The 25,356-nt window shown below is 63.4% G+C and carries 17 protein-coding genes; 10 read left to right on the forward strand and 7 right to left on the reverse strand.

What is annotated here, in order from left to right:
- Positions 1-182 precede the first annotated feature (182 nt).
- Entirely contained in the window at positions 183-1,241 is a 1,059-nt protein-coding gene (locus L2Y97_RS03045) for a hypothetical protein (protein ID WP_425492813.1), read from the forward strand.
- Positions 1,242-1,300: 59 nt separating this feature from the next.
- Here L2Y97_RS03045 and L2Y97_RS03050 read toward each other — a convergent pair whose 3' ends face one another.
- The 3 genes from L2Y97_RS03050 to L2Y97_RS03060 all read right to left on the reverse strand — a co-directional run bounded on the left by L2Y97_RS03050 (position 1,301) and on the right by L2Y97_RS03060 (position 6,246).
- Positions 1,301-3,091: a peptide-N4-asparagine amidase gene (locus L2Y97_RS03050; RefSeq protein WP_247432816.1), complete on the reverse strand. Its 1,791-nt coding sequence runs from the start codon at positions 3,089-3,091 to the stop codon at positions 1,301-1,303.
- A 49-nt stretch (positions 3,092-3,140) separates the two neighbouring features.
- Positions 3,141-5,966 (reverse strand): type 2 lanthipeptide synthetase LanM family protein, encoded by a 2,826-nt coding sequence (locus L2Y97_RS03055; RefSeq protein WP_247432819.1) that lies wholly within the window; start codon positions 5,964-5,966, stop codon positions 3,141-3,143.
- 91 nt (positions 5,967-6,057) lie between these two features.
- The gene (locus L2Y97_RS03060; protein ID WP_247432822.1) at positions 6,058-6,246 is read right to left on the reverse strand and encodes a DUF6229 family protein; all 189 of its coding nucleotides are present in this window, start codon (positions 6,244-6,246) and stop codon (positions 6,058-6,060) included.
- Positions 6,247-6,456: 210 nt separating this feature from the next.
- Here L2Y97_RS03060 and L2Y97_RS03065 point away from each other — a divergent pair, with 210 nt between their 5' ends.
- Together L2Y97_RS03065 and L2Y97_RS03070 are read left to right on the forward strand one after the other, a co-directional pair.
- Positions 6,457-8,088 carry a cyclic peptide export ABC transporter gene (locus L2Y97_RS03065; RefSeq protein ID WP_247432825.1) on the forward strand — a complete coding sequence of 544 codons (1,632 nt, stop codon included), beginning with the start codon at positions 6,457-6,459 and terminating at the stop codon, positions 8,086-8,088.
- Between the two features lie 136 nt (positions 8,089-8,224).
- Positions 8,225-8,695: a hypothetical protein gene (locus L2Y97_RS03070; RefSeq protein ID WP_247432827.1), complete on the forward strand. Its 471-nt coding sequence runs from the start codon at positions 8,225-8,227 to the stop codon at positions 8,693-8,695.
- Positions 8,696-8,698: 3 nt separating this feature from the next.
- Here the strand turns inward: L2Y97_RS03070 and L2Y97_RS03075 are convergent, their stop codons facing one another.
- A complete protein-coding gene (locus L2Y97_RS03075; RefSeq protein WP_247432830.1) occupies positions 8,699-9,625 on the reverse strand; it encodes an MASE1 domain-containing protein in 927 nt (308 codons plus the stop codon).
- 315 nt (positions 9,626-9,940) lie between these two features.
- On the opposite strand from L2Y97_RS03075, the gene L2Y97_RS03080 reads away from it, so the two are divergent.
- Positions 9,941-10,120: a hypothetical protein gene (locus L2Y97_RS03080; RefSeq protein ID WP_247432833.1), complete on the forward strand. Its 180-nt coding sequence runs from the start codon at positions 9,941-9,943 to the stop codon at positions 10,118-10,120.
- 19 nt (positions 10,121-10,139) lie between these two features.
- Here the strand turns inward: L2Y97_RS03080 and L2Y97_RS03085 are convergent, their stop codons facing one another.
- On the reverse strand, positions 10,140-11,066 hold the full coding sequence (locus tag L2Y97_RS03085; RefSeq protein ID WP_247432835.1) for an MASE1 domain-containing protein: 927 nt from the start codon (positions 11,064-11,066) through the stop codon (positions 10,140-10,142).
- Positions 11,067-11,235: 169 nt separating this feature from the next.
- Between L2Y97_RS03085 and L2Y97_RS03090 the strand changes: the two genes are divergently transcribed.
- Positions 11,236-12,354: a GGDEF domain-containing protein gene (locus L2Y97_RS03090; protein ID WP_247432837.1), complete on the forward strand. Its 1,119-nt coding sequence runs from the start codon at positions 11,236-11,238 to the stop codon at positions 12,352-12,354.
- Between the two features lie 71 nt (positions 12,355-12,425).
- On the opposite strand, the gene katG is transcribed toward L2Y97_RS03090, so the two are convergent.
- Positions 12,426-14,675, reverse strand: a complete 2,250-nt coding sequence (gene katG, locus L2Y97_RS03095) for a catalase/peroxidase HPI (protein ID WP_247432839.1) — start codon at positions 14,673-14,675, stop codon at positions 12,426-12,428.
- A gap of 290 nt (positions 14,676-14,965) precedes the next feature.
- Between katG and L2Y97_RS03100 the strand changes: the two genes are divergently transcribed.
- From L2Y97_RS03100 to L2Y97_RS03120, 5 genes are all read left to right on the forward strand, one after another.
- Positions 14,966-17,146, forward strand: coding sequence for a TonB-dependent siderophore receptor (locus L2Y97_RS03100; RefSeq protein WP_247432842.1), 2,181 nt, complete (start codon positions 14,966-14,968; stop codon positions 17,144-17,146).
- A 289-nt stretch (positions 17,147-17,435) separates the two neighbouring features.
- Complete coding sequence (locus L2Y97_RS03105; RefSeq protein WP_247432845.1) at positions 17,436-18,263, forward strand: SAM-dependent methyltransferase; 828 nt, start codon at positions 17,436-17,438, stop codon at positions 18,261-18,263.
- A gap of 59 nt (positions 18,264-18,322) precedes the next feature.
- Positions 18,323-18,640 carry a hypothetical protein gene (locus tag L2Y97_RS03110; RefSeq protein WP_247432848.1) on the forward strand — a complete coding sequence of 106 codons (318 nt, stop codon included), beginning with the start codon at positions 18,323-18,325 and terminating at the stop codon, positions 18,638-18,640.
- A gap of 7 nt (positions 18,641-18,647) precedes the next feature.
- Complete coding sequence (locus tag L2Y97_RS03115) at positions 18,648-20,423, forward strand: diguanylate cyclase (RefSeq protein ID WP_247432851.1); 1,776 nt, start codon at positions 18,648-18,650, stop codon at positions 20,421-20,423.
- A gap of 159 nt (positions 20,424-20,582) precedes the next feature.
- The gene (locus tag L2Y97_RS03120) at positions 20,583-22,289 is read left to right on the forward strand and encodes a sensor domain-containing diguanylate cyclase (RefSeq protein ID WP_247432854.1); all 1,707 of its coding nucleotides are present in this window, start codon (positions 20,583-20,585) and stop codon (positions 22,287-22,289) included.
- On the opposite strand, the gene L2Y97_RS03125 is transcribed toward L2Y97_RS03120, so the two are convergent.
- Positions 22,290-25,247: a bifunctional diguanylate cyclase/phosphodiesterase gene (locus L2Y97_RS03125; RefSeq protein ID WP_247432857.1), complete on the reverse strand. Its 2,958-nt coding sequence runs from the start codon at positions 25,245-25,247 to the stop codon at positions 22,290-22,292. It abuts the gene before it with no gap.
- Between the last annotated feature and the right edge of the window lie 109 nt (positions 25,248-25,356).

A 25,356-nucleotide genomic window follows, 5' to 3' on the forward strand; every position in this document is an offset into this window, starting at 1 on the left:
ACACGATATGCGAATAAATGACCACGAAAGGGCGCAGCGGAAACGTTGCGCCCTTTCGTTTACCGAATTCGTGCATCCGCAAACTGTGACCCCCGCCCACGCTTGAGAAATTTCGTAGTGCTATTACCCATGGACGGGAATCGAGGCTGACCGCACTCAACCTTTTAGGAAAGGGGAGTTGCATGGCTTCTATGAAGAAGTATCTGCTAACGACGGGCGTCCTGGCAGCGTTGATCACCACTGGCTCACTGTCGATCGCATCGGCGGCAGAGCAATCGTTCGATATCGCTGCCGCGGCGCAAGCCCAGGCGGTGTCGTCATGGAACGAGACCATCAGGCAACAAGCGCCGAACGTGGAAGGGTGCTTCCACGCCTCGTTCCCCAGCGCGGGGTGGCAGGCGGAACGCTGTGAAGCGCCGCCGTCTTTCGTGTCCGTGCCGCCGGTCACGAATGGCAATGGCCTGACCACCACCGCGCGCAGTGAAAGCATCTTCACCGTGGGTAACGGCAACGATTACGCCGCGCGCACGGGCAGCCTCACGAAATCGGCCGTGGGCACCTTTCCGACCGTGACCGGCGTAACCACGGGCACGGCGGATTACTCGCTGCAGATCAACACCAACATCGGCAGCAACCCCACCACATGCAGCCAGTTCGGCTATTCCTCGTGCCAGACGTGGGAGCAGTTCATCTATTCCACGGATAGCGACGGCAACTCGGCCAACGGCCGCACGCCGGTCGCCTTTATCCAGGATTGGTTCTTCGCCGGAAGCCAGTCGCAGTACAACTCGGTAGGCTGCCCATCGGGCTGGTATTCGTATCCGGCGCAGTACGCCTGCTACCGCAACAGCAACGCCGTGAGCGTGCCGCTGGTCGCCGTGTCGAACATCGGCACGATCCAACTCACCGGTTCGGCCACCTCGGGCGGTGTGGATACGGTGACCTTCTCGGTCAGCGGCTCAGCGCACAGCGTGAGCCAGACGGCCACCACGTTGAACATCAACCGCATCTGGAACCAGTCGGAGTTCAATATCTTCGGCAACGGTAGCGATAACCCGGTGGTGTCGTTCAACAAGGGATCGCACGTCACGGTGAACCTGGCCGTGAACGATGGCAGCACCTCGGCACCGACCTGCCTGGGCAGTGCCGGCACCACGTACGAGCAGAACAACCTGACCCTGGGTAGCTGCACCGCGACGGGCGGCAGCTCGCCGCACATCAGCTTCGTCGAAAGTAACTGACCGCATGCGTTGCCCCGGGGTGTTTCCCTCCCCGGGGCAACCACTTGCCATTCGTAAGATCAGAACGAACCCGGATCCTCCGTGCGCGACGTATCGGGCGAACCATCCGGGTGGGTGAACCAAGGCAACGTATTACGCCCACGCGTGCAGCCAACGCCATCGGTCGCGGATGTCAGCGTGCCGGTGGTCGTGACGATGTCGCGGCTGTAGCAACTACCCAGGTTATCGCTGAAACGGAACGACTGGGTGCTGGCCTGGCCGGTGTGTCCGGTGACTGCGCCGCCGGAGAAGGCGAGCGTATCGCCCGTGTCGATGTGGTTATCCACATCGCTCCGATACAGCGTCAGGGCGCCCAGCTTCTTCGTGACGTGCCGCGTAAAGCCCTGCGTGACATGGCTCGGCGACGACACGATATTACCGTCCGCATCAAACGCATAGGCAAAGCGCGCCGATAGCGGGAAGTCGTACCTGGCCTCCATCGTGGTGCCGAGACCGAAGGCACCTACGCGCGTCCTGGTCGTGCTGGCAACGGACGCGCGTTGGTCGATGGCCTGCACGTACTGCGTCGCATCGATGGTGAAATCCTGCGCGTTCGTGAAGGCCACCGTCTGCGCGACATCCGTGGTGATGCGGCCGTGCGATGTATCGAGATAGCCCGCCGTGTGGAACGTGCGCGTTGCGCTAGTCGTGACCTTGCCGCCGACCACCCCGTTGGCATCCGTCACCGTGTTTTCGACGGTCGCGGCGGCGGCCTGGCCTTGCAGGGTGTTCGTGGTCAGCGCGCCGGTGAGCTTTTTGCGCCCCTGGTCCTGGTAGACGAACAGGTTGCCGGTAACGGCGAAGTACCTATGGGCGCCCGTCACGGTCAGGGTGACGGTGTGCGGTGCACCGTCGTTGAGCAGTGCGGCAAACGGGGTCAGGTCCACACGATAGGGCAGGAAGTTGAGCGTCTGCACGCCTGGCGTCGGTCGCCACATGTACGGATCGATACCGCCCGTAAAAATCCACGGATACACCGGCGCCACGCCCGCGGCCTGTCCGTCGATGGCAACCTGCGTTTCGCGGAACGCACCGCCGCCGCAGCTTTGCAGTTCATCGGCCAGGTCATCCGGCACGCACGAGTACCAGAACTCATCACCGCCTTGGCCCTGGGCGAACACATCGATATAGGCACGCTCGATGTTGGTTGGCAGGGTGAAGGTGCGCGACAACGTGTCGGTTCCGGTATTCAGCGTGACGGGGCCGCCGGCGCTGCCATCGGAGAGCGGGAATACCGCGTCGGGTGCGTCCACCTTCGGGGCAAGGATGTTGGCCGGGTAGAACACCAGCCGCGCCGATCCGCTGATCACACCGGTATACGTGCCATCGACGATGTTGCCCAGGATGGCCTGGCCACTCTGGGGATTGGCCAGCAGGCTCGCAAAGTCACTGACATCGCGTTCGATGTGCCAGGTGGGCGCCACGGTGGCCGACGGTTCCTGGGTCGTACCGAAGTAGATATTCGCACCACCCAGCCAGAGCGAGGCCGTGCGGTCGAACTGCCGACCTGCGGTCACCGCGAAATCGGCTTCCAGTACCACCTTCGACCAGGCGCGGCCGCAGCCCGTGGGCGGTGCATAGGTGTAAGGGTGGTTAGAGAAATCGGTGAACTGGAAGCCGTTGAACAACGGGACGACGCATGAACGGCCTGGCGGCCTCGGCACCGTGGGATCCGCCACGGCGACATTGGCGGAGCCTGGCACGAACCCAGGTGCGGTAGCCGCGGACGCGGCCACGGTGAAGAACGACGGAAGTACGAGCGCAGTCGCGAGCCGCAATAACTTGCGACTCAGCCCAAGCGTGACAGCCATAGCCACCCCTCACGACAGATTGTCCCCCTGCCTGGGGGAACCTATCAGACTAAGCCGCCCGGCAATACTCCATCAGCAACGACGACGGCAGCCGGCATGCCGGGTGCATCCGGCACAGCTGCACGATGGAGCCGGAAACGCCGCTCATGAGCCCAGGCGTGAACGCATCGCGCGCCAGGCCGCCCACGATGCCGTGTTCCTCGATGCTCGAAAGAATGAGCGGGATGCCATCGGGTGTGCTCTCCGGGACGATGCCCGGTGCGACACGTGCTGCGCGGGCCATTAGTTCCCACGTGCTCAAGTCACCGTGGCAGAGCGTGTGGCTATGGCCCCAGCCACCGCGTGCGGCGGCATCGACCGCGCGGCGCAGGGTATCGAGGTGGCGCGGGTGGTGCGTGCGCTCGTAGAGGTCTGCCGCAGCGAAGCCGATCCCCACGCTGCCGTGACACCACGTATCGGCGAAGTCCCGGCTCTCCGGCTTGCGCACATCCGTCCAGTTGCCTTCTTCGGCAAGGAACAAGGATTCCTCGAAATCAAAAGCGCGTTCCGCGAGATCGAGCCAGCGGTGGCGGTCCACGGCGTCGCCCGCGTCACTGAGGCCCAGCCGCGTTAACGCCCAACCGGTACCCGTGGCTCCGTGAGCGAACCCGCCGATGGGCTCATCAAAAATGGATGCCGGCCAGCGGGCGCCGAGGTGATCGACGATGGCCGACGCTTCGAGCCGCAAACCCGCCCTGCGCGCGAGGGCGAGCCATCGGAGATCGCCGCTCGCCTCCGCCAGATTGATCAGCGGCACGATGGCGCCGCCCACGCCCTCGAGGATGTCGAGCACGCGTTCGTTCTCGATATCCCACGCCTCCATGCGTTCGGCCTGGCGCACCGCGTTATCGAGGAAGCCTTCCCCCGGTCGCAGGTGATCCAGCGTGAGCCACATCTGCACCTGCGATGCGAGGCCGATGAAGCCGCCGATGGCCTCGGGCTCGTCGGTATCCTCGGCGGTGCGCATCACACGCAACACGCCGTGCAGGGCATCGACCACACCATCGACTTCATCCACGCGATCGTGGCGCATCTCCTCGGCATAGCCGGCAAGGGCCAGGGCGATCCCGCCCAGGCCGACATACAGGTTGGGTTGCAGGGTGCGCATGGTCCAGCCGCCACGTCCCAGGATCGGGCTGATCCAGGTCATGGTGCCGTCGTCGCCGCGCACGGAGAGCTTCAGTAACTGCTCCACGGTCTCTCGTGCCATCAGTCGGCGCCGCAGATCCACGTCGTCGGCATAGGGCCGCCTGGCTGAGAGATCGTAGGGTGAGCGCTTGTCGTCGTTGAGGCGCACGTTGAGATGGGCTGTCACCAGCGCGCCACGAATCGTCAGCTCCTCCAGTTCCATGCGCATATCCACCCACGCCTGGAACACCTCATCAAGCTGGGGTTGCGCCAGGATGTTCACGAACACAGGCACATCGCCGTAGCGCAAATCGTCGATTTCACCCGCGATCACGACAGGATCGGAAGGCGCGATGGGTTGGGCTTCGGCATTTCGTGCCAGCAGGTCGCGGGCGCGCTCGATCGCCGCAGGCTCGTCGTGCAGCGAGGCGGGGTGCCACAGCATTCGCATCACTTCCACGTAGGCCTGCGTGGGCCGGCGGATTCGACGGATGCGGCACCCGACGAAGGGCTGCATCAACGCCAGCAGGGTGCCTTCGTGATAGCGGTGCATCAGGTTATCCGTCATCGTGCGAAAGCCCGCGACGATGTCCTCCCAGAAACGCGAAATGTCCGGGTTCGTGCAGGGGTGGTTCTTGCCGATGTCGATATCCACGCTGACCAGGCCGACGCGGGCCCGCGTCGTGCCGCCATCGATAATCTCGGGCACGCGGATCTTTGGCTGCTCGCCCTGCAGGGCGCCGATGGCAGAGATATCGACGCCATCGAGGCCAAGCACCGGGGCGCGGAACGGCACCAGGCCGGTGCGCAGCACGGAGGAGCGAATCAGTGCCTGCGCGAGGTCCACGGCCTGGCCCTTGCCGGTGGGCGGCGTTGGTACCTCAGTGACAAACAGGCTTTCCACATCGACCACGTAGGGCACGACGGACGATGCGATAAGGTTTTCGTAATGGATGTCAGTGCCGCCCAGCAGGCGCATCACGGCGAGCCAGCGACCGATGTTCTGGTAGAACATGCCCAGCTCAATATCATCCACGCAATGGATATGGGCGACATGACGAGCCCAGCCGTAGTCGCCACGATCGAGTACGGCAGGGACCCGGATGCGGCAGGCATCGCCCGGCATCAGGGCCTCCAGGAAATCATCGAGCGCGGCATCCACGCGCAGCGACCTCGGTTTGTACATCAGGGTGCCGCCGGCAAAGGACAGCCGGGCGACGGATTGGCCACCTTCGTGCACATCGCCCTCGCCAAGGTCCAGCGCAACGAGATTGCCCAGGGCGGTGCCTGCGAACACGGCAAGTGCCTCACGATCGCTGGCCAGGCGGGCAAGCAGTGTGGTGATGGCGTCGCATTGCTGGCCTAGTGCGCGCGTAAGGCGTGGGAAAAGCGCGGGATAGCGGCCCTGGAGCGCAGCAATGAATGCGGGTGTGGTCGCGTGCTGAACGAAGACCGCGAAGCCTGCCTCTTCATCAGCCGGTAGCTCGCCACCGAGCCGGGCGGCGTGCAGCTCCAGAAGAAGCACACGGTTGAGCTTGCGGGAAGCATTCTCGACCAGCGCCTGGTCGGCCGTCGCGGCGACGTGGCGCCGTTCGGCATCGCTCAATCCGGGCTGATCGTTGATGGCTGCCGCGAGGCGGTGCCGTGTATCGGCAATAACAAACGCAATGACAGGAGCGAAAGCATTCTGCGATGCCGAAACATCCATGGGGCGGATCCCGAAAGTCCGTGGTCATGCAAAGGAATGAGGAGAGATAGCCGTGGTGGTCGGCCACGGCTATCGGTACTGCCGCTAGCTGTTAGCAGCAGAGACCCGGCCGGGAGGCCGTACACGAGCTGCAGTTCGAGGCCAGCGCCATCTCGGCGTTCACCATCGCGGCCATCGTCTGCGTCTGGCCCTCGGTATAGAGGGAGCCAGCCGGGTTGTCATACCCACCTACGCTATCCGCACCACTCAGCCACCCGGCCAGAATCTTGTCGGTCTGCATGGAACACTCCTTGGTGTGTAACGGGTATGCGCCCGTGGGTGTATCGCCATTCGCAGCGGGCGCGTCCGCGACGGCGCTGGGCGATTCTGCGCCCGGCGGCACGTGATTTACCGAGCACTGCCGTTTTTGCGTTGAGAACGCATGACGCATGTGTGCTGTTCGTCTGGCACGATGCACGTTACCGGCATGCACGGAGCGAAGGGCGCGTCGATGATCGTCAGGCGTTTCATTTACCGGCACCGTGGACTGGTTACGGCCGCCATCGCACTTTCTTGCGTCAGCGCGGTATGCACGATGTCGCTCCTCGCGCATATCAATCGCATCGCGGCCAGTGGCACGGCGCATGGAACGCCGGCACTGGCCGGTGGTCTTGCATGGCTAGCGGCCGTGCTGCTCGCCGGTGCGGCATCGCAGGCGATCCTTGCGCGCCTTGGCGGCGACCTGGTCGCGCAGCTGCGTATGGATTTGTCGCGGCGCTTCATCAAGCTCGAGTACGAGGCGCTGGCGAACGAGAAGCACGCCATCTTCGGTTCGTTGATTGAAGACGTCGCCGCCATCGCGCCACTGGTGCTTGTCGCCCCCATGCTCGCGTACAACGTATTACTGGTGATCTTGTACGCGGCGTATCTTTCGAGCGTATCGGCGTCGCTGCTGGGAATACTTGCCGGCTTTCTCTTCGCCAGTGCCACCGCATCGATCCTGTTGGAGCGATTCCTGCGACAACGTTTCGATGCATTGCGCGAGGCCAACGAAAAACTCTTCGAATACTTCCGCTACCTGAGCGAGGGAAAGAAAGAAATGGCCTTGAACGCGGCGCGCGCGCGGCATGTGGCGGATGCGCTCATGCGCCCCGCCATTGGCCGGGCCCGGCGGCTCATGATCCAGGTCCATGCCGGCCTGGGATTCAACGAGGCGTGGTCGTCCGCGGTCGTCTACGGATCGGTGTTCGTGATTGTCTACGTGGGCTACGCCGCGCTGTCGCTGCCTGCGGAAACCGTAACGCGGTTTGTCATCGGCGCCTTGTTTCTGGGCGGACCCATCGCGTTCATTACCAGCGCGGCACGCCAGGTGGGGGTGGGCACGGCCAGCCTTCGCCATCTGCAGAAAGTAGGTCTCGATCTGGGCGATGACGAGGTTGAGGTGGGTGAAGCACCGCACGTCGCCGCGCCGCCATGGCAAACCCTGGCACTGAGGAACGTGAGCTATGCGTATCCCGGCGAGGGCGAGGGGCGTATCGCGTTGGGACCGGTCGATCTGGAGATTCACCGCGGCGAGTTGCTTTTCATCGTGGGCGGCAACGGCAGTGGCAAATCCACCTTGTTGCTCATCCTCGCGTCGCTACTTTCGCCGCGTACGGGGGACGTGGTCATGGATGGCATGCCTGTCGCCACCCAGCGTGCCGCGCACAGGCAGCGCTTTACCGGAGCATTTGGCGATTTCTTCCTGTTCCCGCACGTACTTGATAACCAGGGCGTGCCGTTACCGGATGAACGGATCACGGCCTTGCTTCACACCCTGGGCCTGGGCGCTCAGGTGAGCGTTCATGCCGGCGAACTGTCAAAACTTACGCTTTCGACCGGGCAGCGCAAACGCCTGGCCTTGCTGCAGTGCTACGCGGAGGACCGGGAGATCTTCTTCTTCGACGAATGGGCCGCCGACCAGGATGTACTGTTTCGCGACTACTTCTACCGCACGCTGCTTCCGGAGCTTAAAAAAAGGGGGAAAACGGTGATTGCCATAAGCCATGACGATCGTTATTTCAACGTGGCGGATCGCGTGGTGAAGCTCGACGCAGGGCAGGTCGTCGCCGTGACCCCACTGGTGGCGGTGGTTCCGGCCTAGGCGATTCTCATGAATCGGAACAGGCTGCTCGGCCGGGCATGCCGAATACGCTCATGACCACGTCATGCGGCTGCTCACTTTCTGACCAACGACGGCGCTACGCTACGGCCTCCACCCAACCGAAGCGGAGTTAGCTATGCGTTCGCCCATTCGTTTTGCCTTGGCAGTTGCTGGCCTTGCATTGTCCTTCGGCTGCGGTGCGGCCATGGCGGCCACCCCGCCATCCACCGGCCTGGGCCAGGCATGGCCCAACGCGGTCGATGCCAGTACCAGCCCGAACTACCACGTGTACGTTTTTGAGCGCCATGGTGTTCGCTACGTGCAGGTGAACGATGCCGCCGGTGTGGTTCGGGCGGCCGTGCAGTACACCGCCACGGGCAATCCCGATACCACCGCGATCTCCGGCCTGCCGATTGGCTCGGATTCCGCGAACGTCGTGACGCCGACCGAGGGCACGCTCGATCCCGCGCAGCCGGCGGGCGAGCAGGTCTACAGCGATGACACGGTGACGGTCACCGCGTCGAAGAGCCCCACGGGTACGGTGAGCCTCCTGGCGGTACCCGTGGATTGCAAGAACCCCGCGGAATGCAGCGTTCGCGGCCCGTGATCCTTAGTGTTTGAGTGCGGCGGCAGATGCCGCCTGGCCGGCGTGGCGGGTTATCCGCGCGCCGGTCAGCAAGCACCCTGAGATAAGCAGGGCGAGCATGACCTGGCTGCGGATCATGGCGGGATCCAGCAGCGCGGTGCCGGTGGCCGCCAGGGCGATGCTGGCGAACATGCCGCCGATAGCGCTCCCGTGCCAGCCATGGCGAACGGTCATGGCGAGCACCGGCAGGAGTATGGCCAGCCGGGCCAACTGGCGTACGCCATCGTTTTGGGTTGCCATGGCAAGCCACGCCAGGCCACCCAGCATGGGCACGGCCCACCCCGTCAGGTCGCGGAGCAGGCGGCTGCGCCAGATCGACGCGACGGTCAGCACCTTTACGGTATCGGCCCGTTCGCGCAGGGCGAGGAGGCACGGCGTGAGTGTCAGCGCACCCAGGTAGGCGCCAAGCAGATACGCCCAGAAGTAAGTGGCTACGGATATCTCGGGCCATTTGCCCGGGTTGGCAGTCAAGGCCGTAACCAACGTGAGCGTGGTCGCCACGGCGGTGATCAGGGCACAGCCGAGCGTAGCCGTCATCATCAGGCCCATGCGCACATGGCCGTGGTCATCGTGGATATGCCAACGACGCCTGAGCGGCAGCATCCATGCCATGCACAGCAGCATGATCGGCGTGGAAGCGGAAAGCGCCCACGCCGCGCCGAAGGTCGACTCGCTCATCAGCGCGCTTTCGACGACGGGCAGCGTTTCGCCCATCGCCAGGGCTACCCAGTAGCGGCGTGGCATGAGCAGCATGCAGGCGAGGCGAAGGCCCGCGGGAAGGATCCAGTGCGAAAACGAAACATGGCGAGCGAGTTCGTAGCAGGCGGCGTAGGCGCCTGCGATAGCGAACTGCTGTGCCCAGGTGGCCCTGAAAGCCGTGCCTCCGTTCACGCCTGCTCCCTCGTAAGTCGGTATTGCTCCAAGCGTGCCATGAACCGCTCCGCAAAATCCTTGCGTGATGCGACCCACGCCACACTTTGGGAAACGTTTGCCGGATCCGCGCGTATGCGGCGAAAGCGATGTGCCTTTCCTAGGAAGTAATGCCTGCGTTTCCTAAGCATAACTACTTAGAACCGCCGCGCGGCTGCCGCGACACCTGATCGCTCGCGTGCCGAATACGCTCATGTTACGCGGCATGACTTGAGCACTTTCTGCGCAAATCGAGAGCTACGCTAGGGACTCCAACCACCACTGCGGAGAACCACCATGCGTACTTTCATTCGTTCGGCTGTTGCTTTCGTTGCCATCGCCCTGTCGTTCGCGAGCGTCTCCGCCATGGCGGTCACCACGCAGGGTGCCTCGCTGGGCCATGCGAATCATGCGGTGCAGGCGTTTGTGCCGGTGAACTGCAAGAACCCGGCGGAGTGCAGCGTCAAGTTCCGCTAAGGCGGAAGCAGCCTGTGCATCACCGGCTTGCGCGTGCGGCCGGTGGTGCGTGGGTGGCGTGACGGGCCACGCGGCCACCTATCAGCAGCGTGCCCGAGATGCACAGGGCCAACACCGCCTGGCAGCGAATCATGGCCGGGTCGAGCAGTGTCGTGCCCGTCGCGGCCAGGGCAACGCTGGCCAGCATGCCGCCCACCGCCGTGCCGTGCCAGCCGTGGCGCACCGCGAGGGCGAACACGGGAAGCAGGAGCGCAAGGCGCGCCAGCTGTCGCAGCAGTTCGTCATCCGTGGCTAGGGCCACCCAGGCCAGGCCGCCACACACCGGCAGGGCCCACGCGACCAGGTCGCGTGCAAGGCGGCTATGCCACACGCTGGCGAAGGTTATGTTCGTGGTCGACGCCGCCCGTGCGTGCAGCGCGAGGATCGTCGGTGTCAGGGTGAGCGCACCCAGGTAGCCACCCAGCATGTACGCCCAGAAGTAGGTGCCCACCGAGATCTCGGGCCACTTTCCGGCGTTGGAAAGCAAGGCGGCTTCGAGGGTCATGCAGGTGGCGACCGCGTTGACCAGGGTGCAGCCGAGCGTGGCTGTCAGCAGCGTGCCGATGCGAATCGAACCGCTGGCGTCATACAGCGGCCAGCGCTGCCGCAGGGGCCGCACTACCGGGATCCACAGCAGCACCATGGGCACGGCGGCGGAGAGTGCCCACGCGCCACCGAACTGCGGCTCGTTGAGCAGGGCGTTCTCGAAGGCGGGCAGGGCCTCACCCAGGATGAGGGCCGGCCAGAAGCGAACGGGCACAAGCAGCAGGCAGGCAAGGCGAAGGCCGGCGGTGAGCATCCAATGGGAAAAGGACAAATAACGGGCAAGCTCGTAGCACGCCGCGTAAGCCGCGGCGATCGCGAACTGCTGTGTCCAGGTTGCCCTGTTGGCCGTGCTTCCGTTCACGCCGTCTCCCCGTGAATGTCGGTGTGGGCGTAGCGTGCCATGAAGCCGGGCGAAAAATCTTTCGCCAGACCTTCGGTTCCCGCCCTTTGTGAGCGCCTTGCCGATTATGCGCCCACCCTGCCGGTTTAGCGCCCCGGCGGGGCTACAATGACCCCACAGAGGGTAGGCCGTGCTATCAAACCTGATCATCTCTAGCAGCATTGTCGTTATCAGCCTGCTGTTTGGCTGTGCGCTGCTGGTCGTGTGGTGGCACTACAGGCTCCCCCGGCACGTGGCCCTGTGGGCCGGCTCGTTCACCGCGGCCGCGCTGGGCCATGGGCTGCGCACGGGTGGGGCCCTGTGGCCGGCCCAGGATGTGCTGTTCGCCATGCTGGCCTGCCATGCCTCCGTCGGGGGCTTCACGTTGCTGGCCTGGGGCTTTCGGTTGCGGGAGCAGGCGACCGCCCGTGCGGTCCTCGCTGGCTGGGGTGTGGCTACGATAATTCTCATCTGGGCCTGGGTTGACCACGGGGCCGCCTGGCGGGCCACCTCGCGGTTCATCACCGCTGCCGCCGATGCCTACATGGTGGCCTGGGTCGTGGCGACCTTGTGGCACAAGCGCGGCCCGGGTGCCGTCGCGCGCTGGGCCATGGCCCTGTTCGGGGTGTACATCGTGGGCGTGGCGGTCGCCGCCGGGCTGGCCCGCCCAGGCGGGGTCATCAGCAACGAGGCCTTCATCGCGGTCCTGTCGATCGGCACACCCACCGGCATGATCGGTACCGGTGTGATGACCCTGCTTATCGTCGTGGCCGACATCATGAAAGGCCTGCATACGCAGGCAAACAGCGATGCGCTGACCGGGCTGCTCAACCGCCGGGGTATCGACGAGGCGGTGGCCCGGCTACGCACGTGCGGCCAGCCGGTGGTCGTGGTGATCGCGGACCTGGATCACTTCAAGGACGTAAATGATCGCCTGGGGCACGCCGGGGGTGACGACGTGCTGTGCCGCTTTGCCAGCCATTTGCTTGCCAGCGTGCAGGCGGGCGAGGTGGTGGGGCGGACCGGCGGTGAGGAGTTCGTGATCCTGCTGCCCGGGTGCGATGTGCATGGTGCCCTCGCGCGCATGGAGCTGTTGCGGATCAGCGTGCCTGCGGCGTTCTCCAGTGACGACCGGCTTGATCGCGTGACCTCGAGTTTCGGCATTGCGACCTTGCATGCCGGCGAATCGCTCGATGCCGCACTCGCGCGCGCCGATGCCGCGCTGTACCGGTCGAAGCGGGAAGGGCGCGATCGCGTGACCATGGCCTGAGGCCGCTGGCCGCTTCAAGAAAAAGGCCACCCGGTCGGCGGACCAGGTGGCCTTCATGACGCGATGACCCCTTAGTGGCGCTTTACGTCGTAACGATCGAGGTTCATCACCTTCGCCCATGCCGCGACGAAATCGTTCACGAACTTCTTCTCGTTGTCATCCTGGGCATAGACCTCCGACAGGGCGCGCAAGACCGAATTGGAACCGAAGACCAGATCAACGCGGCTTGCCGTCCACGCGGTCTTGCCACCACCACGCTTGCTGGCTTCAAACGCATGCCGGGCCGGCGACGTCGGCTTCCACTCGTATCGCATATCGAGCAGGTTACGGAAGAAGTCGTTGGTGAGCTTGCCTGGGCGATCGGTGAGCACGCCCGTGCTGCTGCCGTCGAAGTTGGCACCTAGCACGCGCATGCCACCAACCAGTGCGGTCATTTCCGGTGCCGTGAGCGTGAGCAACTGGGCCTTGTCGATCAGCAGGTGCTCGGCCGGTACGCTGTAATGGCCCTTGATGTAGTTGCGGAAACCATCCGCGATGGGCTCCATGGATTCGAACGACGCAACATCGGTCTGTTCCTGCGTGGCATCGGTGCGACCGGGCGTGAAAGGCACGCTCACGTCGTGGCCTGCATCCTTCGCCGCCTTCTCGATGGCGGCGCCACCTGCCAATACGATCAGGTCGGCAAGCGATACCTTCTTTCCGCCGTTGTTGAATTCGCCGCGGATGCTTTCGAGCTTTTCCAGCACCTTTGCGAGCTGCGCCGGATTGTTCGCCTTCCACTCCTTCTGTGGCGCAAGGCGGATACGCGCGCCGTTGGCGCCGCCACGCTTGTCGCCACCGCGGAACGACGAGGCAGAACCCCATGCGGTCGCGACCAGTTCGGCGACGGAAAGGCCGGAGGCGAGCACCTTGTCCTTCAGCGCCTTGGCATCGGCATCGGAAATGGGCGCGTGGTCGGCTTCCGGCAGCGGGTCCTGCCAGATCAGCACTTCCTTCGGCACTTCCGGGCCGAGGTAGCGGGCACGCGGGCCCATGTCGCGGTGGGTCAGCTTGAACCACGCGCGCGCAAACGCATCGGCGAACTGATCGGGGTTCTCGAGGAACCGGCGCGAGATTTTTTCGTAGGCCGGATCCATGCGCAGCGACAGGTCGGTCGTGAGCATGGTGGGCAGCTGCTTTTTCGTCTTGTCGAACGCCAGCGGCACGGAAGGCTCCGCGCCCTTGGCCACCCACTGGTTCGCACCAGCGGGGCTCTTGGTCAGTTCCCACTCGAACCCGAACAGGTTTTCGAAGAACAGGTTGCTCCACTTCGTTGGCGTCTGCGTCCAGGTCACTTCCAGGCCGCTGGTAATGGCGTCCGCGCCCACGCCGCTGCGCAGTTCGTTATGCCAGCCCAGGCCCTGTTGTTCCAGGTAACCGGCTTCCGGCTCGACCTGTACGTTCTTCGCATCACCCGCGCCGTGCGTTTTTCCGAACGAATGGCCGCCGGCGATCAGCGCCACGGTCTCTTCATCGTTCATGGCCATGCGGCCAAAGGTCTCGCGGATATCGTGCGCGGCGGCCACGGGGTCCGGGTTGCCTTCGGGGCCTTCCGGGTTCACGTAGATCAGGCCCATCTGCACGGCGCCGAGCGGGTTTTCGAGGTTGCGGCCGCCTTCGGTGCGGTCCTCTTCCTTGCCATGCAGATGCGGATCGGCGACGAGCACGCCGTCATCCTTGGGGGTAACCTTGCCGTAGCGGTTATCGCCGCCCAGCCATTCGGTTTCCGCGCCCCAGTAAACGTCCTGGTCGGGTTCCCAGGTGTCTTCGCGACCGCCAGCAAAGCCGAACGTCTTGAAGCCCATGCTTTCCAGGGCGACGTTGCCGGTAAGGATGAGCAGGTCGGCCCAGGAGATCTTGTTGCCGTACTTCTGCTTGATCGGCCACAGCAGGCGGCGTGCCTTATCCAGGCTGACGTTATCGGGCCAGCTGTTCAGCGGTGCAAAACGTTGCTGGCCGCGCCCACCGCCGCCACGGCCATCGCCGATGCGGTAGGTGCCGGCGCTGTGCCAGGCCATGCGGATAAACAGGCCGCCGTAGTGGCCGAAGTCGGCAGGCCACCAAGGCTGTGAATCGGTCATCAGCGCTTCGAGGTCCTTCTTCAGCGCTTTGTAATCGAGCGAGTTGAACGCCTTGGCGTAATCGAAATCCTCGTCCAGGGGATTGGATCGTTGCGAATGCTGGTTAAGCAGATCGACCCGTAGCCGGTTGGGCCACCAGTCCTGGTTGGTCTGGCCGCCGCCCGCGGCATGGTGGAACGGGCATTTCGATTCGTTCGACATCGCGTTTCTCCCTCGTGGGTTGGCTTCGGAGATGGGGCAGGAACCCACCTCGTGACTAACGCAATAGCTGGACTATAGGAGCGAGCTGAATATTGCAGAAATTGATTGATCTTATGATGACAAGAGGCTGCGTCTATCGATTATCCGCAGAGTGGAACCTGCACTAATATGCGGATGCGAACCATTCGCAATTAGTGTTAAGATTGGGTAATGCGGAGCTTAGGGGCCGCTTACGCGCACTCCTTAAGCATTCCCGGCGCATTACCCGTTCCCGATCTAGAGGTCCCACTGTGTCAAATCCCACTGGTGTATCCCGGTATTCATTGCTGTGGCTGGCGCTCGCCGCGCTTCTTCCTGTTGGGCTGCATGCCCAGACCGCCGACGGTACGGATACCGGCGAGAAGAAAGTGAATAAGAAGGCCACCACCCTGGATGCGGTGAACGTACAGGGGCAGGCGGTATCCACGTACACCACCGACCAGTCGGCCTCGACCACGCGCCTGCCGCTCACCCTGCAGGACACGCCGCAGTCGATCAGCGTGATTACCGATCAGCGCATCAAGGATCAGAATCTCACCAGTTTGCGTGCCGTGCTCGATAACACGACCGGCGTGAACTCCACGGCCTACGATTCCGAGCGCGTGGTGTTCTGGTCGCGCGGTTTCCAGATCGAAAACATGTCTTACGATGGGGTGCCGATCGCATCGAGCCTGAATGTCAGCTCGGCCGATTCGTCGCTCGATCCATCGATCTACGAGCGCATCGAAGTGATCCGCGGCGCCACCGGCCTGCTTAGCGGCGCGGGCAGCCCCTCGGCTAATATCAACTTCGTGCGCAAGCATGCCGATAGCCGCACGGCCGAGGCCGATGTATCGGTCAGCTATGGTTCGTGGAATACCCAGCGCGAGACCGTGGATGCACAGACGCCGCTGAATGCGTCGGGCACGATCCGTGGCCGCTTCGTCGCGGCCCATGAGGATGGCGATTCGTACATCGACCGTTACCACAACCAGAAGAACGTGGCTTACGGCGTGATCGATGCCGACCTGGACGAGAACACCACGCTGAGCGTGGGTTACGACTGGCAGAAAACGCGCCCGACGGGTGTGACCTGGGGTTCGTACCCGGTGCTGTATCAAGACGGTGGCATTATCAAATGGCCACGCGGCTTTTCCTCGGCGGCTGACTGGACGCATTGGAACAACACCACGCAGACGGCGTTCGCCGACCTGAAGCACAGCTTCGATAACGGCTGGCAGCTGCACGCCATGGCGAGCCACCGCAAGACGGATGCGGATTCGTCCCTGTTCTACGTGTACGGCGCGCCTGATCGCGAGACCGGCGAAGGCCTGATTCCGTACGCCTATAAGAGCTTCCAGCGCGGCAGCCAGAACAATCTCGACCTTTACGCCTCGGGGCCGTTCCAGGCCTTCGGCCGTGAGCATGAACTGGTGGTGGGCCTCACCGATTCGCACTACCGCACTGATTACTTCGAGTACCCGCACGGCGATTACCTGCCGGATATCGGTAACTTCCTGCAGTGGACCGGTGATTACCCGTATCCGGATTTCTCGTCTACGGCCGATCGCGTGTCGATCGCTCGTACCGAACAAAGCGGCGCCTACGCGGCGGCGCGCCTGCAGCTGGCCGATCCCCTGAAGCTGATCGTGGGTGCGCGCTATTCCCGCTGGAAGAACGACACCAACGACAGCACCGCGGGCATTTACCACGAGACCGCCAGCAAGACGATCCCGTACGCCGGCCTGATCTACGACATCACTCCGAACTACTCGGCGTTCGCCAGCTACACGCAGATCTTCGATCCGCAGAACAACCGCAAGGAAGATGGCAGCTACCTGGAGCCCGTGCTCGGGACCAGCCGCGAGGTGGGTATCAAGGGCCGCCACTTCGATGGCGCCCTGAACACCTCGCTGGTGTTCTTCGAGACCAAGCAGGATCACGTCGCCGATGCGCTGCCGGGCGTGTACCTGCCCGATGGCATCACCCAGGCCTACCGCTCGGTGGATGGCACCACGTCGCGCGGCTATGAGTTCGAAGCCTCTGGCGCGCTGTCGAGCAACTGGAACGGCACCTTTGGCTGGTCGCACTTCAACGTGAAGTCGCCCGATGGCGGCGCGCTGCGCCCGTCGCTGCCGCGCACGCTTATCCGCGTGTTCACCACCTACACCCTCCCGGGCGAATGGAGCGGCCTGACCGTGGGTGGTGGCGTGAACTGGCAGGGCCCCTCCAAGGCCGATATCGACGACGGCTACGGCGTGGTCCGCCTGTACCAGTCGTCGCAGACGCTGGTCAGCGCCATGGCCCGCTACGCCTTCAACGACCACGCATCGGTCCAGTTCAACGGCGACAACCTGCTAAACCGCAAATACTACGTGCTCGACGACGCCAGCAACCTGTACTACGCGCCGGGCTCCACCTGGACGGTATCGTTCAACTTCAAGTTCTTCTGATTGATGTAGTGCCGGATCGCGCGCCAGCGCGCTCCTACAAAACCGCGTCCCAGGCGCTGGTTCATCTGTAGGAGCGCGCTTGCGCGCGATGCTCTCCCGCCACCGGAAGGCGCGCCCCCGGCCTCCGCCCCCCGTGAAAGACAGTGGGTTCGTCGCAAGCCCATGAACAAAAAGCATTTTCGGTCGTAGTCATCCAGAGGCAGGCCTGCCCCAGGCGGGGTCCGCCCGGTAAAATGGACTATGTAAAAGGACTATGGGGCTGCGGCCGGATTTGCCCTACGATCCGCGGATGGAAAACGCCCCCCACTTATCGTCGAAACCCGGAAGCCTCGCCCTGGTCGGCATGGGCATGACCCTGGGTTCCCACCTCACCCCGATCTCCCGCAGCCACATCGAACAGGCAGATGTCGTGTTCGCCGCTCTCTCGGACAACCTGGTCGAGGAGTGGCTGAAGCGCATGAACCCCGATGTACGCAGCCTTCAGGGCTACTACGCCGAAGGCAAGTCGCGCATGGTGACCTATCGGGAATGGCTCGACGTGATCATGGCCGAAGTGCGCGCCGGTAAGCAGGTATGCGCTGTGTTCTATGGCCATCCGGGAATCTTCGCCTGGACGCCCCATATGGCGATCGCGGCCGCTCGGGCGGAGGGTTACCCGGCGCATATGGAGGCAGGTGTCTCTGCCGAGGATTGCCTTTACGCCGATCTGGGTATCGATCCGGGACGATTTGGTTGCCAGCATTTCGAGGCCAGCCAGCTGATGCTATACGACCGTCAGATCGACAACGCCGGGTATGTCGTCCTTTGGCAGATCGGGCTAGTGGGCGATACGACCCTCGCGCGCTTCGCGACTGGCGCAGAGTATCGCCAGGTGCTCGTCGACCGCCTCAGTAGGGATTATCCGCTCGACCACGAAGTGATTATTTACCGCTGTGCCACCTTGCCGATCCACGATGCGCGTATTGATCGCATTACCTTGCGGGATCTGCCGGGTGCGTCCGTGACGGTGGCGGAAACGGTCATCCTGCCGCCGGCACGGGAGATGAAGCCGAACCTGGAAGCTTGGGCACGCGTGAAGGAGCTGGACGCGGAGGCGAGAACCGTCACGCAGTCGTGACATAATCGGCAAAGCGCAAGGGGGGCGGGGGCCTTCCGCGTTCAAGGGGAACTACAACAATGTCCGATTCGATCGATTTGCTCGAAGCCGTCGGCGGCGACGCATCACTGCGCCACCTGCCACCCAATGAGCTCGCCATCCGCCTCCGGGCCGCAGGTGCCTCTGAGGCACTTGCGTGCGCGGCAATTCAGCGCGATGGTGGTCCGCTCAGCAAAGAATTCGGTACGCGCGTCATGCAAGAGCCAAATTCAGGCCACTTCCCATTCCGCGACGCACCCACGCCGCCACTGCAGACGCCCTCGCAGGACGAGGAAGAGGACGCGGATGGGTCGGATGGCGGACAGCAAGCTCTTTCCGCCGCAGCTAACACCCACTAGGGGAGCCATGATGCTAGCCCGCCTGCATGGAATCGCGAGGGCATGGCTCATTGGAGCGATGCTCGCTTGTGTGGCGGGTGATGCATGGGCGACATCCCCCAGGGTTGATGTCACTGCGCTCCTCGACGAAGCGGATTCTGCCATTCGGACAGACAATGCGCGCGTCATAACCTTGCTGGCGCAACTTCGCCCAGAAGTCTCTGAAATGACAGTGGGGCAGCGGTGGCGTTTGCGGTTCCTCGAGGCCTCAGAGGCGCAGTACATGGGGCGTTACGCAGAGGCAGAAGCTGGTCTGCGAGATGTCATGGACCACTCGGGGCACGCTGGACTGGCTGCGCGTGCCATGGGCCTGTTGATGTCGAATTACTCCTTCGGCAGGCGCTATGAGGATGCCTACACCGTAGCGCGCCGCGCCGTGGGCGTCCTGCCGGGGCTCCGGGATCCGCAGGCCAGGCAGTCCTTGCTCAGTAACCTGTCGCAGACATTAAATTTTGCAGGGCATCCCGAGACCGCGATCCAGTACGCGCGGATGATCGCGGCTGATCTTCCGGCAGGTGAATCCCCGTGCAGCGCCATGGCGCTTGAAATGGCTGCGCGCTATACGCAAAAGGATCTGAGATCAGATAGCCGGGATCTCGGCAGGGCGATTGAGGCGTGCACCGCTTCGGGGTCTCCTGTTCTTGCGAACATGATGTGGCTTACCAAGAGCACTTTGCTAATCGAAGAGGGGCAGCCGGATGCTGGCCTGGCTGTTCTTGATCGTATTGCGCCATCGGTCGAGCGCGTTGGTTATTTTGCTGGGCGTGCTTCGCTTTACAGCCAGCGAGGGAATGCCTATCTGGCCCTCAATCGTAACGATGATGCCAGAAGGGCCGCCGAGGCGACCGTTGCGCTGTTCAAGCCGGGCGCACAGGATAATTTCCTCATGGACGCTTATCACGTCCTGTACGAACTCGCGAAGCGTGATCGAAAAGACGCGATCGCGCTTCTCTGGTATCAAAAGTTCGCAGACCTCGAACGTCGAAACGTCGATGACCTTAGTGCGCGTACGCTCGCATACGAAGCCGTTCAGCAACGCGCGCTGCTACAGGGCCTCGAAGCCGACAAGCTTGCCGAACAAAATAATGCGCTGAAGCTCGAGAAGGCTTTATCGGTCAAGGCGGTTGAAACCAGTCGTCTGTACATTGCCCTCCTGGCCATCCTCCTTGGATCGGTCATCTTTTGGCTGTTTCGTACCAAGCGATCGCAACTCCGGTTCAGGTATATGTCTCATCACGACGGGCTTACCGGCGTCCTGAATCACCAGCATTTCATGTCTGAACTCGAGCGTGCATTGCATGATCTAGAACGACGAAATGCGCCCGCCTGCCTCGTACTTCTTGATCTTGATCACTTCAAACACGTTAACGATACATACGGCCACGCGATCGGTGATGCCGTACTCAAACGGGCTACGGCAACGTGTGGTCAACAACTACGTCGCGCAGACATCTTCGGCCGGCTTGGCGGTGAAGAATTCGGGATTCTTTTGCATGAGTGCCACCCTGAGCAGGGGCTGGTCATCGCCAACTGTATCCGTGCGGCCATTGAAGCAACACCAGTGACCATTGATGGTCTCATCGTGAAGTATTCCACGAGCATAGGCGTCGCGTGCACGATGATCTCGGGCTATGGGTTGCAAAGCCTGAGGCGAGAGGCGGACGCAGCGCTATACCGAGCCAAGGGTGCCGGCCGCAATCGTGTCATGACCGACCTTTTGGGCGATGGGCTCGTTGGTGCTTAGAAGCTCGGCAGCGGCCATAGAGGCAACGTTGACACCCGCGAAGCCAGTGAGACGTTATATGGGTGGCTCGCTGTGCCGAGTCGTTTGATTTGCCGTGCGATTCGCCGAGTGATGGGCTGGTGGTCGCATCGCGCGTTCGCGTGCATCGTACTCTCGATAATGGCCTTCACACAGGTATTGCCCACACCTGCGGCCAATCTCGATAGCAACGAAGCCTTCCTCAAGCAAGCCGAATCCATCGCCCTGGCGGACCATCCCCGGTTCCTTGGGATGCTTGCACAGCTGAAGACGATGATGCCTTCACTGGATACGCACCAGCAGTGGCGGGTACGGTACCTGGAGGCGTGGGAACTTGAGTATGAGGCACGAAGCTACGAGGCAGAGCCGAAGCTGCACGACATCGTCGCGCATTCCGGCTCGAAGGCCCTTGTCGCCAAGGCCATGGCGCAGCTCTTGTATGGCTATTCAGCCACGCACCGTTTCAAGGAGACGTTCACGCTAGCGAAGCAGGCGGCGGAGCTTCTTCCGACACTGGATGATCCCAAGGCCCGTTTTTCGCTGCTTAGCCACCTCTCGCAGGAGCTGAACATCGCGGGAAATCCTTCAGTTGCGCTCCAATACGCGCGGATGATGAAGGAAAGCCTTCCCCCGGGCGGCACGTTGTGCGAACCCCTCGCGCTTGAGCTCGCCGCGCGATACAACCTGAAGACGGTGCGCTGGGATAGCCCGGAATTTCCCGCCGCGGCCAAGCTTTGTGAGGCGGGCGGCGAACTCGTCTACGGCAACTCTATCTGGCTGAACCAGGCCACCTTGATGGTCGAGGCGCATCAACCACAGGCCGCGGCGGTCATTCTCGATCGCATCGCGGCGTCGATCGAACGCAACGGCTACCAATCGGGCCAGGCTTCCTATGGGCTGCTCCGCGCACAGATCGCCGAACAGATGGGGCGCGATGATGAGGCCCGGAAGACTGGGCTGGCAGTGCTTGCCATGTTCAAGCCAGGCGAGACGGATATCTTCCTGCGCGATATCTACGAGATGCTTTACCGGATTGAAAAGCGTGCTGGCAACACGACGGCTGCACTCGGGTACTACCAGGAATTCGCGGTCCAGGATCGCGCGTATCTTGACGATGTGTCGGCGCGCGAGCTGGCTTACCAGGCAGTGCAGCAGCACTCCCTGATGCAGAAAGCCGAAGCCGACCGTCTCGAGCGGCAGAACCAGGTGCTTCAGTTGGAGAATGCCCTGGCGAAGAAGGCGACGGAAACCAGCCGCCTCCACGTCGTTCTCCTGGGTGTCGTGCTCGTTACCGTGCTGGCCTGGACGTTCCGCATACAGCGTTCGCAGCGGCGCTTTCGCCTGCTTTCCCAGAACGATGGCCTCACGGGTATTTTCAACCACCAGCACTTCATGGATGAGCTGGAAGCGGCCTTAGGCGAGATGAAACTGCGGCGCTCCACCGCATGCCTTGTCCTTCTCGACCTCGATCACTTCAAGGATGTGAACGACACCTACGGCCATGCCGTCGGCGACGCCGTGCTTCAGCGGGCGGTCGCCACCTGCCAACAGATCCTTGGGCCGTCAGACTTGTTTGGTCGCCTGGGCGGCGAGGAATTTGGTGTACTGCTGCCTGGGCGCGAACTGCCGGACGCTGCGGCGATCGCGGACGCCATCCGCGCGGCGATGGCGTCGACACCGGTATCGATCGATGGGCTGGTCGTCGAGTACTCAACCAGTGCCGGCGTTGCATCGACCCGTGATTCGGGCCACGACCTGCACCAGCTACGTAAGGACGCCGATGCCGCGCTCTACCTGGCTAAGCGCTCGGGTCGGAACCGGGTCATGACGGCGTCGTTGAAAGCCTGATCAGTGCTGCAGGACGACATCACCCGCCGGCTGTGTTCCCAGAAAATCCACCAGCGCATCAAACGCCATCGGCCTTGCCCGATGAAACCCCTGCACACTGTCACACCCGGCAGCAACCAGCCAAGCCAGTTGGGCCTGGGTTTCCACGCCTTCAGCAACCACCGTCATGCCCAGCGTGTGCGCCAGCGTGATGATCGCGCGGCAGATCGATGCGGAACGTTCGTTCGTGGATACATCGCTGACAAACACGCGATCGATCTTCAACGAATCGATCGGCAGGTCGCGCAGGTACGCCATGCTCGAGAAGCCGGTGCCGAAATCATCGAGCGAGACGTGGGTGCCTTGGGCGCTAAGGCGGCGCATGGCGGCCATTGCCGAACGGCGGTTCGCCATCAGGCTGCTTTCGGTGAGCTCGATAGCCAGGGCGCCGCGCGGTAATTCAAAGCGGGTGATCGCGTTACCCACATCGGTAGCCACATCGGTACGCTGGAACTGCACGGCAGAGACATTGACGGCAATGGTCAGCGCACCGTGGCCGGCGCGCGCCAGCGCGACGTGGCATTGCGCGGCTTCTTCGAATACCCAGCGGCCGATCTCGACGATGAGCCCGGTCTCTTCGCTGAGGGGGATGAAGTCCTCGGGCGACACGAAGGTACCGTCCGCCGCGGGCCAGCGAAGCAACGCCTCGAGCTTCTCTACCGCCCCGGTGGTCGCATCGAGGATGGGCTGGAAATGCAGGATGAATTCGTTCTGGTCGATGGCCTGGCGAATGCGCGACGCCATGCGCAGGCGCTCGATCGAACGCTCGGCCATCGATGCGTCAAACGGGCGGGGCAGGCCGGAGGTTTCACCATGGAAGTGCGCGGCCATCGCAGCGGCGGCAATGATCTGCTCGGCACTCGTGCCATCGGCCGGGTGCGTGGCTACGCCGATCTCGGGATCCAGCGCGTGCCAGGTGCCATCCAGAAGCACGGGCTCGCTTACGGCAGATGTCAGCGCTTCAATCGCCCGCTCGCGCTTGTCCGGCTGCATTACCGCGAGCAGGAATCGTTCGCTCGGCCGGTGCGCCGCCATGCCGAAGTCCGTGCCAAGAGTCGCAAAGCGACGGCCCACCTGCTGCAACACAGTGCGGCCGGCCTCCAGTCCGTAGGTGTCGGAAATCAGGTCGAGTCCACGCAGGTGCACGTAAATCACCTCGTACCAACGCCGCGTACCGAAGCGCCTGTCGAGGAAATCGGTAAGTGCTTCTGTGTTGGCGAGGCCCGTGAGCATGTCGTGCGAAGCGCGCCAGGCAAGGTCGCGCTCGGCACGGCTTCGTTCGGTTACATCCTCGGCCAGCACCAGTCGCGCGTGGTGGCCCATGAATTCCAGGGCCGTCGTGTGGATGCGCACATCGAGCAGGCTGCCATCCTTTCGCCGGTGCACCCACGTGCGGCCCATCATCGTGGCGACATCCTGCGTGGCCAGGGCGTGCTGGAGTGGGGCGACCTCCGATTCGGGACGGATATCGATCACGGCCATGCGCAGGAACTCGGCGCGGGTATAGCCGTAATTACGCATGGCGGCCGCGTTCACCTCCAGGAACTCCAGGCTATCCAGGTCGAAGACCCAGGCGGGCAGGGGCGTACGCTCAAACATCAGGCGGAAGCGCTGTTCGGCTTCCGCGAGCTGGCGCTGGGTCTCGATGCGGCTGGTGGCATCCACCACCGTGCCGGTCATCGCTTTTTCACCATCGATATCGACGATGGCCCCGGTGCCTGAAATCCAGCGCTGCGTGCCGTCGGGGCGTAGCCAGCGGAAATCGAGATTCAGGGTGGCGCCGGTCTTCCACGCATGCACGAACGCGTCGCGTGAGCGCTCGACATCCTCCGGGTGGATGTAGTTGTAGAACGTCGCATCGTCGATGCCGTCGCCGGTGGCGGCGACACCGAGCATGCCTTCCACCTGCGTGTCCCATGTGAGCCGGTTGCGCCGGGCATCGGCGCGCCACGTGCCGGTGTGGCCGAGCCGCTGCGCTTGCCGCCAGCGTTCGGTCGCCTCAGTTAGTTCCGATACGTGGTGGCGCTGGGCCACGTCGGCCTCGGCGACACGCCGGTAGAGGAACGCGAAGCCAAGCCAGTACAGCACCCACACGGCGATGCTCACGCCCAGGAAGTTGTACCAGGGGCCCATGTAGTCGCGGACCGCAATGCCTACACCGACGCCGAGCGGGTACATCGCAGGATCGTTCGATGCGACCAGGCGCTCGGTGTTGTCGAGCTTGCTCAGCCCGACATCGCCGCCGAGACGGCCAGGCGCCCAGAGCACGGAAACCGGCTGGCCCGCCACGTCGTCGCCTGAGCCCGTGCGCGCCACGATGATCGCAAAACGATCGGTGATCGCCGTGACCCCGTGTCGCCCGGCGTCGATGTGGTCCACGACATCCTGGAACTGCGCCTGGCTGACACGGGCGAACACCCAGCCCCCGCGGGGCATCGGCAGGGCGACGGGCATGTTCCAGCGGCCATCCGGGCCCCTTGCCAACGGCCCCAGCGCCAGCGCTGCGGCATCGCCGGGGCGCGTGGTCGCCCACTCGCGAAGGTGGGGATCCGGCGTGCCGCTTGTGATCGCCCGGCCCGTGGCATCCACCAGCATCAGGTCACGGAGTTCGGTTTTGCGCTCGCCCACGCCGGCGATGTTCTTTGCGATCAGCTCGCTGGCCAGTGCCGGCGCGGTACTGTCGATATCCTGCACATCACGCACGATTCCCTGCAGGGCGCGCTGCAAGCCATGCAACTGCGCATCGAGCAGGCGCTGGGCGCCACGGGCAAGGGCGTGCCCCTGGCTACGCGCCCCGGCGGCGCGCCGGGAGTAGTCATGCATGAGTACGACGGCCAGCACGGCGCCCAGGGCGATGCCCACGATGATGCCCGCCGTGCGAATCAGGCGAATGGATTGGCGCGACGGAAGATCTGCCATGAAGCCCCTGCTCGGTCCGCAACCCGCCGTGGCAGCGAGCCATTCTCGCGGTTCCCCCGTGGGCCGCGTGGGTAACGTGTACCACAGGAGGAATCTTTTCGTGTGCAAG

This window comes from Luteibacter aegosomatissinici (genome assembly GCF_023078495.1).
Taxonomy (GTDB): Bacteria; Pseudomonadota; Gammaproteobacteria; order Xanthomonadales; family Rhodanobacteraceae; genus Luteibacter; species Luteibacter aegosomatissinici.